The following is a 14569-nucleotide window of genomic DNA, read 5'->3' on the forward strand; positions in this document are numbered from 1 at the left end:
GCAGCTTGGTGTTGTTGATCAGGGTGTTCTGGATCGGGAAGCGGGTGGAGGGGCCGGAGCGGGCCCGGACCGGGCCGTCGGTGCTGCGTACGACGCCGGCGTAGACCCGGATGCTGGCGGCGGGGGCGCTCTTGGCGGCGACAGCGGTGGCCGTGGTGGTGGCCGGGGTGGCGAGGGCGGGAGTGGCCAGGAAGCACACCGAACCGATCGCGGCGGCGAGCGCGGTGAGCGCTGCGGTGGTGTACATGCGGCTGGTCATTTCTTGGCCCTCTCGTCGCCGTTGTTGGCTCTTTCGAGAATGGGGCCGGTATTNTCCCCACCCCGGACACCGTCAGCGGCGCGAAAAAAGGGGCTGAAACGCCAGCGAAAGATATTAGGTATGAAGAAGGAGGAAACAGGTTTCTCGGTATAGTGGTGAGCCGCCGCTCTTCACCGGCGAATGCGTACGGTTCGCGCCTCCACGAGGCGTCCGGCCTCGGCCGGGGCCGTGCGTGTCGCACCGGCGCCGCCCTGCCCAGCGGGTCCCCGGCAGCCGCCGTCTCCGCGAGGGTGCCCATGTCCGAACCGCGCGGTGTCACCGGTACCGCGGTCGCCCCCCAGCCGCAGGCGGCCGGGCGCGCGAGCGGTGACCCGGCCCACGGCTGGGCGCGGCTGGTCGCCCTCGCCACGGGCGCGCCCGCCGCGGCCGTCTGGCTGCGCGACGGCGACCGGTTCGCCGTCGCCGACCGGTGGGGCGGCTCCGGCCGCCCGGCCGAGCCGCTGCTGCGCGCCGCCCTGCCGCTGGCCGAACTCGTGCGCGAGCGGGGCGAGCCCTACGCCGTCGCCGACACCCGCGTCGCCGACCCGGACACGCCCCGGGCGTTCCTCGGCGTCGCCGTGCCGGACCGCGACGGCCGCACCGTCGGCGTCGTCGCCGCCCTGGACAGCCGGCCCCGCGACTGGCGCCCCGCCGACTACACCACCCTGCGCGACATCGCCGGCCTGGTCAGCGCCGCGCACAGCCGGAGTCCCGCGGCGGACCGCTCCGGCGCCCTGCTGACGGCCCTGCTGGAGAACCTGGACCAGGTCATGGTGGCCGCCTGCGACGCCGAGGGCCGGATCACGCTCCTGCACGAGGCGTTCCGCGCGCTGCCGGACCTGCCCGGCTCAGTCCGCGCGGAGGTCGACCGCGAGGTGGCGGCGCTGTTCCACCCCGACGGCCGCCCCCTGCGGATCGCCGACAGCCCGCTGGCCCGGGCCCACCGCGGCGAGCGGCTGCGCGACGTGCAAGTCCACTTCCGGCCGGCCGCCGGCCTCGCGCAGGTGTGGGCGGTCAACGCCAGCCCCGTCCGCCACCCCGACGGGCGGCTGGCCGGGGCGGTGGCCGCCGTGCACGACGTCAGCGCCGAGCGCCGCCGGCAGCGCGAGCGCGACTGCGAACTGGCGGTCTCCCGGGCGGTGACCGGCACGGCCGAGGCCCCCGACGACGTCTACGCCGCGGTCCTGCGGGCCCTGGTCGGGGCGCTGCGGGCCGCCCGGGCCGAGCTGTGGCTCGACGACGTGGTGGGCGGGCGCAGCCGGTGCGCCGCCAGCTACCCCGCCGCCGACGCCGACCCTGCCGACCTCGCGGCCCCCGCCCTGGTGGCGCCGCTGGTCCTCGGCGAGCACCGGTTCGGCAGCCTGCGGGTGGTCGGCACGACCGTCGACGGCGCCCGGGAACTGGCCGCCGGGGTGGCCGACCAGGTGTGCCGCTACCTGGAGCAGCGCCGGGCGGCCAGCCTCGCCGAGGAGCTCAGCCGGACCCGGGACGAGTTCATCGCGCTGGCGGGCCACGCGCTGCGGACCCCGCTGACGGCGATCGCCTCGCTGGCCGGCGTGCTGCGCGAGGGGGACGCCGACGCCGACCTCGCCGGCCAGCGGACTGCCCTGCTCAGCCGGATCGAGAGCAACGCCGCCGCCCTGCGCGGGATTGTCGAGGACCTGCTCGACCTCGCCGGCCTGGAGTCCGGGGACATCAACCTGATGCACGCCCCGGTCGACCTGGCCGAGCTGGTCGGCCAGCGGCTGGCGGCGCTCGCCCCGCCGGAGAAGGTGACACTGCGCGTGGACCTGCCCCCGGCGCTGCCGATGACCGGCGACCGCACCCGGCTGTCCCAGGTCGTGGACAACCTGGTCTCCAACGCCGTGAAGTACAGCCCGGCGGGCGGGGAGGTACGGGTCGTCCTGCGCGGGCGCGACGGGGTGGCCGAGCTGACGGTCGCGGACCACGGCCTGGGCGTACCGGCGGCCGAGCGGGACAAGCTGTTCCACCGGTTCTACCGCGGCACGACCGCTCACGAGCGGGGAATCCCCGGTACCGGGCTGGGGCTGGCCCTCACCCGGGTGATCGTCGAGCGGCACGGCGGAACGGTCGCGCTCGACGACCAGGACGGACCGGGGGCGGCGTTCACCGTACGGCTGCCCGTGGCCCCTCCGCAATGAGGTGAATCGATGAGCCGTGCCCGGGGCGCGTTGGGTAGCCTGGCCGCATGAGAATCGGGATCGTGGGCGCCACCGGTCAGGTCGGCGCGGTCATGCGCCAGCTCCTGGCGGACCGGGACTTCCCCGTCAGCCAGCTACGGGTGTTCGCCTCGGCCCGCTCCGCCGGCCGCACCCTGCCCTGGCAGGGCGGCGAGGTCACCGTCGAGGACGCGGCCACCGCCGACTACGCCGGCCTGGACATCGCCCTGTTCTCGGCCGGCGGCGGCACCTCCCGCACGCTGGCCCCGCGCGTCGCCGCCGCCGGTGCCGTCGTGATCGACAACTCGTCCGCGTGGCGGATGGACCCGGACGTCCCGCTGGTCGTCGCCGAGGTCAACCCGCACGCGATCGCCGACCGCCCCAAGGGCATCATCGCCAACCCCAACTGCACCACGATGGCGGCGATGCCGGTGCTGCGCCCGCTGCACGCCGAGGCCGGCCTCACCGCGCTGGTCGTCTCGACGTACCAGGCCGTCTCCGGCGCCGGCCTGGCCGGCGTGGCCGAGCTGGCCGACCAGGTCGCCAAGGCCGGCGACCAGGCCCGCGCGCTGGCCTACGACGGCTCCGCCGTCGACTTCGGGGTGCCGCAGGCGTTCGGCGACACCATCGCCTTCAACGCCCTGCCGCTGGCCGGCGACGTCCTCGACGACGGCTCCAACGAGACGGCCGAGGAGCGCAAGCTGCGCGACGAGTCGCGGCGGATCCTGGAGATCCCCGACCTGAAGGTGTCCGGCACCTGCGTCCGGGTCCCGGTCTTCACCGGCCACAGCCTCCAGCTCAACGCCCGCTTCGCCCGTCCGCTCAGCCCCGCCCGGGCCGCCCAGCTCCTGGCCGCCGCCCCGGGCGTCGTGCTGACCGACGTGCCCACCCCGCTGGCCGCCGCGGGCCAGGACCCGACCTTCGTGGGCCGGATCCGCGCCGACGAGACCGCGGAGCACGGGCTGGCGCTGTTCTGCAGCGGGGACAACCTGCGCAAGGGCGCGGCGCTCAACGCCGTCCAGCTCGCCGAGCTGGTGGCCCGGTCGTAGGCGGCGCGGTGGGGCCGGTCCGGTTCGGCTACAAGGCGAGCGCCGAGCAGTTCGCCCCGGGGGAGCTGCTGGAGTTCGCGGTCGCCGCCGAGGAGCACGGCTTCGACTCGGTGTTCGTCAGCGACCACCTCCAGCCCTGGCGGCACACCGGCGGGCACGCCCCCGCGGCCCTGCCCTGGCTGGGCGCCCTGGCGGCCCGGACCAGCCGGGTCCTGATCGGGACCAGCGTCCTGACGCCGACGTACCGCTACCACCCGGTGGTCGTGGCGCAGGCCTTCGCCACCCTCGCCTGCCTGGCGCCGGGCCGGGTGGTCCTGGGCGTGGGCTCGGGCGAGGCGATGAACGAGGCCCCGCTGGGCGCCCCGTGGCCGCGCCCGGGTGTCCGGCTGGAGCGCCTGGCCGAGGCCGTCACGCTGATCCGGGCGCTGTGGGCCGGCGACCGGGTCGACCACGCCGGCACCCACTTCCACGCGGTCCGGGCGACCGTCTACGACCGGCCGCCCACCCCGGTGCCGCTGTACGTGGCGGCCGGCGGCCCGGTGGCGGCGAAGCTGGCCGGCGCCCTCGGCGACGGACTGATCTGCACCTCGGGCAAGGGCGAGGACCTGTACCGCGACACGCTGCTGCCGGCCTTCCTGGCCGCCCGCCCGCCCGGCGCGCCCGACCCGGACCTGATGATCGAGGTCAAGGTGTCGTTCGATCCGGACCCGGCCGCGGCGCGCGAGGCGACCCGGCACTGGGCGGCGCTGGCGCTCACCCCGCAGGAGAAGACCGGCGTGGCCGACCCGGTGGAGATGCAGCGGCGCGCTGACGCGCTGGACACCGCCCGGGCGGCGTCCCGGTGGATCGTCTCGGCCGACCCGGCGGCGCACGCCGAGGCCGTGGCCGGCTACCTGCGGCTGGGCTTCCGGCACCTGGTGTTCCACGCGCCGGGGCCGGACCAGCACGCGTTCCTGCGTCGGTACCGCGACGACGTGCTCCCGCGGCTGCGCGCGTACGGCGCGTAGGCGACAGCGTTGGTCCCGCCCGAGCCCGATCCCGCGGCGCAGGAGCTGCTGGCCTCCATCGTCCGCTCCTCGCACGACGCCATCGTGGCGCTGGACCTGGAGCTGACGATCCTGAGCTGGAACCGCGGCGCCGAGCGGCTGTACGGCTACCCGGCGGCGGAGGCGGTCGGCCGGCCGGCCGACCTGCTGGTGCCCGCCGAGCGGCGCGCCGACATCGCCGAGTTGGTCCGGCGGGTGGCCACCGGTGCGCGGATCGACCGGTTCCGCACCCGGCTGCGCCGCCGGGGCCGGCACCTGACGGTGTCGCTGGCCGTCTCGCCGCTGACCGACCTCCAGGGCCGGATCGTCGGGGTGACCACCATCGCCCGCGACATCTCCGACGGCGAGCGGGCCGAGGCGCGGCTCGGCGCCGTGCTGGACGCCGCGCCCGACGCGATCATCGCCGTGGACCGCCGGGGTCGGGTGGTGCTGGCGAACTCCCGCGCGGAGCGCCTGTTCGACCGGACGCTGCCCGACCTGCTCGGCCGCGACGTCGACACCCTGGTGCCGGGCGGGCTGGTGGGCGGCGGGGGCGACTGTCCGGTGGCCACCCACGCCGTCCGCCGCGACGGCGCCCCGGTGCCGGTCGAGCTGACCCTCAGCGTCACCGACACCGACGAGGGGCCGCTGCGCTGCGCGGCCCTGCGCGACATCAGCGACCGGCTGCGCGCCCAGGCCGAGCAGCAGCGGCTGCGCGCGATCGCCGAGCGGGACCGGATGGACGCCCAGCTCCAGCGGGCGCAGCGGTGGGAGAGCCTGGGCCAGTTGGCCGGCGGCGTCGCGCACGACTTCAACAACCTGGTCGGCGTGATCCTCAGCTACGGCGAGTTCGTCATTGAGCAGGCCAGCACCGGCGGCGACCTGGCCACGATCGCCGCGGACGCCCAGCAGCTCGTCGACGCGGCGCAGCGGGCGAGCGACCTGACCCACCAGTTGCTGTCCTTCGCTAGGCGGGAGGTGGTCCGGGCCGAGCCGCTGGACCTGCACGCCGTCATCGAGGGCCTGCTGGACCTGCTGCGCCGGTCCGTCGGCGAGCACATCGCGGTGCGGGTGCGCACGTCGGGGGACCTGCCGCCGGTGGTCGCCGACCGCGGCCAGCTCCAGCAGCTCCTGGCCAACCTGGCGGTGAACGCCCGCGACGCGATGCCCGGCGGCGGCTCGCTCACCCTGCGCACGGACACGGTCGTCCAGCCGCCCTCGGGCGCGCCGGGCGGGCCGCCGCCGGGGGAGTACGTGCGGCTGCGGGTCGCCGACACGGGCTCGGGGATGCCGCAGGAGGTGCGGGACCGCGCGTTCGAGCCGTTCTTCACCACCAAGCCGCGCAGCGAGGGCACGGGGCTGGGCCTGGCCACGGTGTACGGCATCGTCACCCAGGCCGGCGGGGACGTGCGGATCGAGTCGGCGGTCGGCGCCGGTACGACCATCGTGGTGCTGCTGCCGGTGGCCGTGGACCCGGCGCCGGCCGAGACGGCGCCGCCGGTGGCGGCCCGGGGCGAGACGATCCTGCTGGTGGAGGACGACCCGGCGCTGCGCGGGGTGGCCGCCCGGACGCTGCGCGGCGCCGGCTACGACGTCCTGCTGGCCGCCGACGGCACCGCCGCGCTGGAGGTCGCCCGCGAGCACCCGGGGCCGATCCAGCTCCTGGTCAGCGACGTCGTCCTGCCCGGGATGCAGGGCAAGGAGCTGGCCGCGCGGCTGGCGGTGACCCGGCCGGGGGCGCGGGTGCTGTACGTGTCGGGGTACACCCGCCCGGTACTGACCTCGCGCGGGACGCTGGAGGGCGACCAGGTCCTGCTGGCCAAGCCGTTCACCCGCGACGAGCTGCTGCGCGCGGTCCGGCTGCGCCTGGACGCCCCGGAGTAGGAGCGGCGCCCGCCGGTCACGCCATGGACGGGGCGGCCTCCGGCACGCCGCCGCGGAGGCGGACGCCGATCTCGCCGCCGGGCAGGGGCCGGGCGAAGTGGTACCCCTGCGCGAACCGGTAGCCGAGCGTGTGCAGCCGCGCCGCCTGGGTGGCGCTCTCCACGCCCTCGGCGATGGTGCCGAGCTTGAGGCCCTCGGCCAGGTGCAGCATCGCCGTGGCGATGATGCTCTCCTCCTCGTTGCCGAGGATGCCGTCCACGAAGGACTTGTCGACCTTGAGGACGTCCACGGGGGTGGCGCGCAGCAGCCCGAGCGAGGAGTGCCCGGTGCCGAAGTCGTCGAGTGCCACCGACACGCCCCGCTTGGAGATCTTCTCCAGGGCGTCCACGGCCGTCTCGTTGTCGAAGACCGCCGTCTCCGTCACCTCGATCATCAGCCGGTCGGCGGTGAGGCCGGAGCGCCGCAGCGCCTCGTCGACGGTGTGCGCGATGTCGGTCTCCCGTAGCTGCCGGGCCGACATGTTGACGCTGACCTTCCACGGCCCGGCGGCGCCGTCGTCGTCGCGCCACGACGCCGCCTGCCGGCACGCCTCGTACAGGATCCACTCGCCCAGCGGCACGATCAGGCCGGTGCGTTCGGCGGCGCCGATGAACAGGTCCGGGGGGACCGTGCCGCGGCTGGGGTGCCGCCAGCGTACGAGCGCCTCGGCGCCGACGGGCGCGCCCTCGGGGAGCCGCACCACCGGCTGGTAGACGAGCGTGAACTCGCCCGCGCCCAGCGCCCGCCGCAGGTCGGCGCCGAGCTGGGCGTCGGTGGCGGCGGCGTCGTCGAGGCTGGTGTCGTACCGCCGGTGCCGCCCCTTGCCCCCGGACTTGGCCGCGTACATCGCCAGGTCGGCCCGGCGCAGCAGCTCGGTGGAGTCCAGGTCCGGGGCCGCGTCGGTGATGCCGATGCTGGAGCCGACGAGCAGGTCGAGGCCGTCGACGGAGACGGGGCGGTCCAGCGCGCGGGTGATCCGGTCCAGCACCTCGTCCGCGGCGGTGGCGGACAGCCCCGGCAGCAGCAGCGCGAACTCGTCGCCGCCGAGCCGGGCGACGGTGTCGCTGCCCCGCACGCAGCAGCGCAGCCGGTCGGCGACGCCGACCAGCAGCGCGTCCCCGGTCACGTGCCCCAGTCGGTCGTTGATCAGCTTGAAGTCGTCGAGGTCGATCAGCACGACGCTGGCGGGCTGCCCGCTGCCCTCGATCGTCGTGAGCCGGTGCTCGAACAGGCGCCGGTTGGCGAGGCCGGTGAGGCTGTCGTGCTGGGCCTGGTGGGCGAGCTGGGCCTGCGCGTCCTGGAGTTCCCGGACGGTGGTGTCGACGCGGCGCAGCAGGCTGGCGTTCTCCCGCAGGGCGAGGATCTGCCGCAGGACGACCACGGCGGTCAGCACGACCGCGCCCACCGAGACGACGACGCCCTCGACGCCGCCGGTGTAGGCGGCGACCACCAGCAGGGCGTCGCAGGCGGTGACGGCCAGGTACGGCACGAAGCTGAACAGCCGGCGGGGCTGCGGCGGCCGGTGCGGGCCGCGGGGCCGGTGCCGCTGCCGGTCCGCGGCCAGGGCGACGCCGATCGCCACCGGCGGCAGCGCCAGGACGGACACCATCAGGTGCGGGTGGCCGGCGAACGCGGGCGACACCGCGCCGCCGGTGGCCCCCACGGTCGCGGTGCCGGCCAGGATCCGCATCGCCTGCTGGTCGACGGCGCCCGCCCCGAGCAGGGCGATCTTGACGAAGGCGAAGGCGCCGATGAAGCCGAGGACGACGACCCCCAGCGCCGGGTACGGGTTGCCGGTGCTGGTGCTGGTCCCCCACTTCTCCAGGTGCTGGAAGGAGAAGTACCAGACGAACACGCTCGCGGTGATCAGGACGATGGCCGCGTCCATGGCGAAGCGGTGCCGCGCCCGCCGGCTCATCTCGGCCCGGCTGGGCAGGCTGACCAGGGCCCACAGCATCATCACCAGGGCCGCGCCGTACGGGACGAGTACGCCCGCCCCGACCCGCTGGCCGCTGGAGGGGTCGACCGCCCGCAGGCAGTGCAGGAGGTGCGCGAGGCCGCCGACGGTCAGCAGCGCGATGGTGGCGGTGAACTGGAACCAGAAGCGGCGGGCCTCGCGCAGCCGGTGTGCCGACGCCGCCCGCCAGCACTCGACCGCGGCGGCGGCGACCGCCGCCACCGCCGGCGCGAACCCGAGGCAGGCCGGTACCGGCCCGCCGAGCAGCCCGACCACGAACCAGCACAGCGCCAGCGCGCCGGAGCCGGTGGCGACGTACACCGGGAGCCGGCCCAGCCCGCGGCGGGCGGGCTTCACCGGTCGACCACCGGTCCGCGCGGCGGCGTCCACGCGTCGTGCACGACGTAGCAGTTCTTGCCCTGCTGCTTGGCCGCGTACATCGCCGCGTCGGCCGCCCGCAGCACCTCGGCGCCGTCCCGGCTCGCCGCGGCGGCGACGCCGACGCTGGCCTGCAGCCGCAGGAGCTGGCCGCCGACCAGGACGGGGCGCCGCAGCGACTCCAGGAACCGGCGGGCCACCAGCGTCGCCTCGCCGGCGGTGGTGCCGGGCAGCAGGACGGCGAACTCGTCGCCGCCGAGCCGGGCGGCGAGGTCGGCGTTGCGGGCGCAGCCGCGGACCACGTCGGACAGGCCCAGCAGCGCCTCGTCCCCGGCGTGGTGGCCGAGGCTGTCGTTGATGGTCTTGAAGTCGTCCAGGTCGATGACGACGACGGTGACGGAGGCCCCGCCCGGCTCCCACTCCTCCAGCGCGGTCTCCAGCCGCCTCAGGAACAGCGACCGGTTGGCCAACTGGGTCAGCGGGTCGTGCGAGGCCTCGTGCCGGAGCCGGTCCTGGAGTTCGCGCGCCTGCGTGACCTCGCGGGAGTTGCTGACCAGCCCGGCGACGTCGGGCTCGTGGATCAGGTTCGTCGTGATCACCTCTAGCCAGCGCCAGGTGCCGTCCGCATGGCGGTAACGGGCCTGGTACGTCACGGTCCGGCCGGGACTGTCCCGCAGCTCCCGCATCAGCGGCTCCAGGTCGGTCCGGTCGTCGGGGTGGAGGAACGCGTGCGAGTACCTGCCGATGACCTCCTCCGGCTGGTGGCCGAGGATCCGGGTGACCGCCGGGCTCACATAGCCGAAGCGGTCATGTCTGTCGATGATAGACGTGATGTCGGAGGAGTGGCGGAGCAGAGCGCGCTGGCGGCGTTCGTGGCCCTGCAGGTCGGCCAGGCTCCGGTCCACCCGGCGCAGCAGGTCGGCGTTGTCGCCGAAGGCCACGAGCTGCCGGACGACGACGAGCGCCACGATGGCCAGCGCGCCGACGAGGACGCCGACGGCCCGCGCGGACAGCGACGGCAGGCTCAGCAGCAGCAGCGCGAAGACCGCGGCCACCATCGCGTACGGCAGGACGCTGTACGGCCGCCGCGGCGCCCGGGTCGCGGCCGGCCGGCCGTGCCGCAGCGTCCGGAGCTGCAGGACCGGCGCCAGGGCGATCGCCAGGCCCGGCAGCATCCGCACCGTCATCAGCGGGCCGTAGTGCGCCGCGGCGGCCAGGTCCGGCAGCGGCAGCAGGACGTCGCAGAACACCTCGCCGGCCGTACCGCCGATCATCAGCACCGCCGGCACCCGGCCGGCGGCGGCGTCGTCGCTGACCACGATCCGCGCGCCCGCGAACACCGCCAGCAGCAGCACGCCCGCGGTGGCCAGCGCGTCCCACTGCGCGGCCGCGGTGGCGCCCTCGGGCACGCCGAGGTACCAGCGCAGGACCGCCGCGCCGACCAGGACCGTGCCGGTGTCCAGCCAGAACGACACCCGGTCGCGCAGGCTGCGCCGGCTGGTGGGGTACGTGAGCATCGCCCACAGGACGACCCCGCCGCCCAGGACCAGCGACAGGTCCCGCCCGGCGGTCAGCGGCTCGGCCAGGCCGGTCACGTAGCCGGCCTCGCCCAGCAGGTACCCGAGGTCCCCGGCGAAGAACAGCAGCGTGGCCAGGGACAGCGCCCGCCAGTACCGGCGGATGTGCGGCACGGTGATCCGCCGCGCCACCAGGTGGCTGGCCACCGAGGCGGCCAGGTCCAGTACGACGATCGACGCCCAGAACAGCGGGAACTGCACCGCCGCCCCGCCGGTGCGCAGGGCGAACAGCGGCAGCAGCGCCGCGACGCCCAGCACCAGGCCGGCGGCGGCCAGCCCGGCGGCCGTCGCGGGTCGGGGGGCCGGCCCGGTCGGCCGGTCGGCGTCGTCGCGGTCCACGGCGGGGCCTTCCTGTACGGTCGCGGTCCGCCCCTGTCCCCCCTCGGCGGCGCCAAGGGGGGCGGTGACGGGTTCACCCTGCATCCTCGCGCGCGTCGCGTAGTCATGCGATCGCGTTGCGGAGACTTTCGGAGTGGCACTTGTCTGGGCCGGTCCGCCCAGGTAGGCAGTGGAAGGCAGAAACCACCAGAGGAGGCACCATGCGACGATCAGTCGCCTTCGGCTACCGCCCCCGCGCGGGGGGCCGGTGCGTCGCCGCGGCGCTCGGCGTCGCCCTCGCCGCCGGCTCCGCGGCCCCGGCCGCCGCGGCCGCCGACCCGCCCCGGGACCCGGTCGCCGCCGGCCGCGGCGGCGCGATCTCCACCGTCGACCCCACGGCGACGGCCGTCGGCCTGCGCGTCCTGCGCGAGGGCGGCAACGCCGTCGACGCCGCGGTGGCCGCCGCGGCGGCCCTGGGCGTCACCGAGCCCTTCTCGGCCGGCATCGGCGGCGGCGGCTTCCTCCTCTACTACGACGCCCGCACCGGCCGCATCCAGACCATCGACGGCCGCGAGACGGCCCCCGCGGCGGTCGACGAGAAGCTGTTCCTGGACGCCGCCGGCCGGCCGCTGACCTTCGCCGAGGCCCGGATCAGCGGCCGCTCCGTCGGGGTGCCCGGCACCCCGCGGGTCTGGCAGGACGCGCTGCGCCGCTGGGGCACCCGCTCACTGGCCCAGGCGCTGGCCCCCGCCGCGGACGTGGCCGAGCGCGGCTTCGCCGTCGACGAGACGTTCCGGAGCCACATCGCGCAGAACGCCACCGAGTTCGCCCAGTTCAGCGCGACCCGCGACCTGTACCTGCCCGGCGGCGCGGCCCCGGCCGTGGGCAGCGTGCAGCGCAACCCCGACCTGGCCCGCACCTACCGGCTGCTCGGCGCCGCCGGCACCGACGCGCTCTACCGCGGCCCGGTCGGCGCGGACATCGTGGCCACCGTCGCCCACCCGCCGCTGGCCGCGGACCGACCGCCCTGGCCGTACCCGATCCGCCCCGGCGCGCTGACCGCCGCCGACCTGGCCGGCTACCGCCTCCACCACCCCGGCCCCACCTACGCCCGGTACCGCGACCTCGACGTCTACGGCATGGCCCCGCCCTCCAGCGGCGGCGTGGCCGTCGGCGAGGCGCTCAACATCCTGGAGCGGACCCGGTTCAAGCGGCTGCCGCGGGTCCAGGCCGTGCACCGGTACCTGGAGGCCAGCGCCCTGGCCTTCGCCGACCGCAACCGCTACGTCGGCGGCGCCACGCCGAAGGCCACCGCCAAGGCGCTGCTCCGCGACGACTTCGCCGCCAGCCGCGCGTGCCTGGTCGATCCCGCGCGGGCGCTGGCCAAGCCGGTCGCCCCCGGCGTTCTCGGCGGCACCGCGGCGACCTGCCCGCGGGCCCCCCGCGGCGGCTCCCCGCTGGAGGGCGGCGAGAGCACCACCCACCTGACCGTCGCCGACCGGTGGGGCAACGTCGTCGCCTACACCCTCACCATCGAGGAGACCGGGGGCAACGCGATGGTCGTCCCCGGCCGCGGCTTCCTGCTGAACAACGAGCTGACCGACTTCACCTTCGCCCCGAGCCAGGGCGCCGCGCCGGACCCGAACCTGCCCGGCCCCGGCAAGCGGCCGCGCAGCTCGATGTCGCCCACCGTCGTCCTGCGCGACGGCCGGCCCTTCCTCGCCCTGGGCACCCCCGGCGGATCGACGATCATCACCACCGTGCTGCACGTCCTGCTCAACCGGGTGGAGCTGGGCATGACGCTGCCCGCGGCACTCGCGGCGCCCCGGGCCACCCAGCGCAACACCGCCGAGGTCGAGGCCGAGGCGGAGTTCCTGGCGCTGCCGGAGGTCGCCGGCCTCACGGCGCTGGGGCACCGGTTCCGGGAGCGGCCGGAGATCGGCGCGGCCACCGCGATCGAGTTCGGCCCGCGCGCCGCCATGCAGGCGGTGGCCGAACCGCGGCGGCGCGGCGGCGGCGCGGCGGCGGTCGTGCGCACCCGCTGACCGCACCCGCCCGCGGCGGACCTGCCGCGGTGGACGTGGCGACGGCCCCGTACCGGTCAACCGGTACGGGGCCGTCGCTGACGGTGCGGATCCGCCGCCGGCACCGGGCCGCGGCGGACCTGCTCAGGCGGTCGTGCCGTCCGCCGTCGCCGTCCGCCGGCGCCGGGTGGCCACGATCGCCAGGGCGCCCGCCGAGGCGAGCAGCAGCCCGACCCCGACCACGCCGCCGAGGGCGAGGCCGGTCACCGGGAGGGTGTCGTCGTCGCTGTCATCGTCGTCGTAGTACTCCTCGTCATCGTCGTCGTAGTCGTCATCGTGGTCGTAGTCGTCCCTGCTGGAGGCGGACGAGCCGGCGCAGATCGTCACGCGGCAGTTGACGCCCTTGTCGCCGGGCACCGGTGTGACGTTGTCGTCGTCGCAGCGCCGCCGGCAGTCGCCGCTGTCGTCGTCGCGGTCCCCGCGGTCGTCGTGGTCCCGCCAGCCGCGGTCGTCGTCGTAGCCGTACATCCAGCCGCCGAGCAGGCCGTAGCCGCAGACGCAGTTCATCGCGACGTACATCGCGACGCCGGAGCAGACCGTGGCGTAGGACCTGACGATGTTCCAGCCGCCGCTACTGGAGGCCAGCCAGTACTTCTTCTTGCCGCCGGACATGTGGGAGCCGCCCCACACGCCGTCCTTCATCTTCTTTCCGGTCAGCCGGTCCTTGCCGACCTTGACCTTCCGGTCGGCCCGGCCGTCGCCGTCGGTGTCGACCTCGGCCGTCACCTCGTCGAGCGAGCCGTGGTCGGGCATGTCCCACATGGACATCCGGCTGCCCGTGTTCATGTCCAGGCCGAATTTCTTGATGATCTCCAACGTGCCGCAGCCGCCGCTGTCCACGTACGAGCGGGCCTTGTCGTAGTGGCCGCGCGCGGCGGACTTGCCGCCGCCGGACGAGCCGCCCGTCACGCCGCCCAGGAGGCCGCCGAGGGGGATCGTCGCCGAGGCGGGTGTGACTGATACCAGAGCTGTGACGCCGCCGAGCAGTAGCCCGACGCACGCCGCGCCGAAGCGCGCAGATAACTTCATGAAGGCTCCCGGGGAGGGGTAGCAAAGGACGCCTCATCGTCGCGGCGAGGCGCTGACCTGCGGATCCACCAAATGGACCGACTGCCGTGGCCGCGCCCGCCGCATCCGACACCGCGCGCAATCCCGGAATGTGCCGCAATTGGGAACAGCCCCGATGTCGAGTGATGTTCATGAATCTCGGGTTTTCCCGACATAGTGGTTAAACCAGTGTTTAATGGCGGGACGGCAGGGGTAGTCGCCTGGCCGCAACCGTCAGACATCCGCTGCGGCGCCCGGCCCTGCCCGGGTGCCGCGGCGCATTCCCAGGAGGCGCCCATGCTCGTCGAGGACACCCGCTCCGGTGCCGTCACCCCGCAGCGCGGCGGCGGCAACCGGACCCAGGCCGAGATCGACGCGATCAAGGCCGGGCTCCAGGGCCGGCTCGACGAGCTCCACGCCGAGTACGACCGGGCGGTGACCGAGACGCAGCAGCTCAGTCGGGAGCACCTCGCCGACACCGCGGGCGACGACGACGCCGACATCGGTACCAAGACCTCCCAGCGCGAGGGCGAGCTGTCCGTCCTGCGCGGCATCTCCGAGCGCCGCGAGCAGGTCGAGCTGGCCCTCCAGCGCCTGGGGGAGGGCACGTACGGCAACTGCGAGCGCTGCACCGCCCCGATTCCGGTCGAGCGGCTCGGCCTGTTCCCCTGGGCCACCACGTGCGTCGGCTGCAAGCAGCTCCAGGAACGCCGCGCGGGCTGACGCCCGGGCC

The 14569-nt window shown here is 75.5% G+C and carries 9 protein-coding genes and 1 pseudogene; 6 read left to right on the forward strand and 4 right to left on the reverse strand.

What is annotated here, in order from left to right; all coding sequences use genetic code 11:
* A pseudogene (locus tag IEY75_RS19275) lies at positions 1-259 on the reverse strand (hypothetical protein); the annotation flags it as partial.
* 296 nt (positions 260-555) lie between these two features.
* On the opposite strand from IEY75_RS19275, the gene IEY75_RS19280 reads away from it, so the two are divergent.
* From IEY75_RS19280 to IEY75_RS19295, 4 genes are read left to right on the forward strand one after another with little or no spacing between them, the layout of a single operon-like run.
* Complete coding sequence (locus tag IEY75_RS19280; RefSeq protein WP_189115801.1) at positions 556-2460, forward strand: sensor histidine kinase; 1905 nt, start codon at positions 556-558, stop codon at positions 2458-2460.
* Between the two features lie 47 nt (positions 2461-2507).
* A complete protein-coding gene (locus tag IEY75_RS19285; protein WP_189115802.1) occupies positions 2508-3527 on the forward strand; it encodes an aspartate-semialdehyde dehydrogenase in 1020 nt (339 codons plus the stop codon).
* An 8-nt stretch (positions 3528-3535) separates the two neighbouring features.
* Positions 3536-4534 carry a TIGR03557 family F420-dependent LLM class oxidoreductase gene (locus IEY75_RS19290; RefSeq protein ID WP_189115803.1) on the forward strand — a complete coding sequence of 333 codons (999 nt, stop codon included), beginning with the start codon at positions 3536-3538 and terminating at the stop codon, positions 4532-4534.
* Positions 4535-4543: 9 nt separating this feature from the next.
* Entirely contained in the window at positions 4544-6436 is a 1893-nt protein-coding gene (locus IEY75_RS19295; RefSeq protein ID WP_189115804.1) for a PAS domain-containing hybrid sensor histidine kinase/response regulator, read from the forward strand.
* Positions 6437-6452: 16 nt separating this feature from the next.
* Here IEY75_RS19295 and IEY75_RS19300 read toward each other — a convergent pair whose 3' ends face one another.
* Both IEY75_RS19300 and IEY75_RS19305 read right to left on the reverse strand, forming a co-directional pair.
* Positions 6453-8789: a putative bifunctional diguanylate cyclase/phosphodiesterase gene (locus IEY75_RS19300; protein ID WP_189115805.1), complete on the reverse strand. Its 2337-nt coding sequence runs from the start codon at positions 8787-8789 to the stop codon at positions 6453-6455.
* Positions 8786-10726: a diguanylate cyclase domain-containing protein gene (locus tag IEY75_RS19305; RefSeq protein WP_189115806.1), complete on the reverse strand. Its 1941-nt coding sequence runs from the start codon at positions 10724-10726 to the stop codon at positions 8786-8788. The genes IEY75_RS19300 and IEY75_RS19305 overlap by 4 nt, the downstream gene beginning before the upstream one ends.
* Positions 10727-10926: 200 nt before the next feature.
* On the opposite strand from IEY75_RS19305, the gene ggt reads away from it, so the two are divergent.
* Positions 10927-12750, forward strand: coding sequence for a gamma-glutamyltransferase (gene ggt / locus IEY75_RS19310; RefSeq protein WP_189115807.1), 1824 nt, complete (start codon positions 10927-10929; stop codon positions 12748-12750).
* A 123-nt stretch (positions 12751-12873) separates the two neighbouring features.
* Here the strand turns inward: ggt and IEY75_RS19315 are convergent, their stop codons facing one another.
* Positions 12874-13818, reverse strand: coding sequence for a hypothetical protein (locus tag IEY75_RS19315; protein WP_189115808.1), 945 nt, complete (start codon positions 13816-13818; stop codon positions 12874-12876).
* Positions 13819-14133: 315 nt separating this feature from the next.
* On the opposite strand from IEY75_RS19315, the gene IEY75_RS19320 reads away from it, so the two are divergent.
* The gene (locus tag IEY75_RS19320; protein ID WP_189115809.1) at positions 14134-14559 is read left to right on the forward strand and encodes a TraR/DksA family transcriptional regulator; all 426 of its coding nucleotides are present in this window, start codon (positions 14134-14136) and stop codon (positions 14557-14559) included.
* Positions 14560-14569 lie beyond the last annotated feature (10 nt).

This window comes from Pilimelia terevasa, from assembly GCF_014647915.1.
GTDB lineage: Bacteria > Actinomycetota > Actinomycetes > Mycobacteriales > Micromonosporaceae > Pilimelia > Pilimelia terevasa.

Coding starts and splice junctions, on each gene's coding strand:
- IEY75_RS19280 (WP_189115801.1), top strand. CDS start 556: ATGTCCGAACCGCGCGGTGTCACCGGTACCGCGGTCGCCCCCCAGCCG.
- IEY75_RS19315 (WP_189115808.1), bottom strand. CDS start 13,818: ATGAAGTTATCTGCGCGCTTCGGCGCGGCGTGCGTCGGGCTACTGCTC.
- IEY75_RS19320 (WP_189115809.1), top strand. CDS start 14,134: ATGCTCGTCGAGGACACCCGCTCCGGTGCCGTCACCCCGCAGCGCGGC.
- IEY75_RS19285 (WP_189115802.1), top strand. CDS start 2,508: ATGAGAATCGGGATCGTGGGCGCCACCGGTCAGGTCGGCGCGGTCATG.
- ggt (WP_189115807.1), top strand. CDS start 10,927: ATGCGACGATCAGTCGCCTTCGGCTACCGCCCCCGCGCGGGGGGCCGG.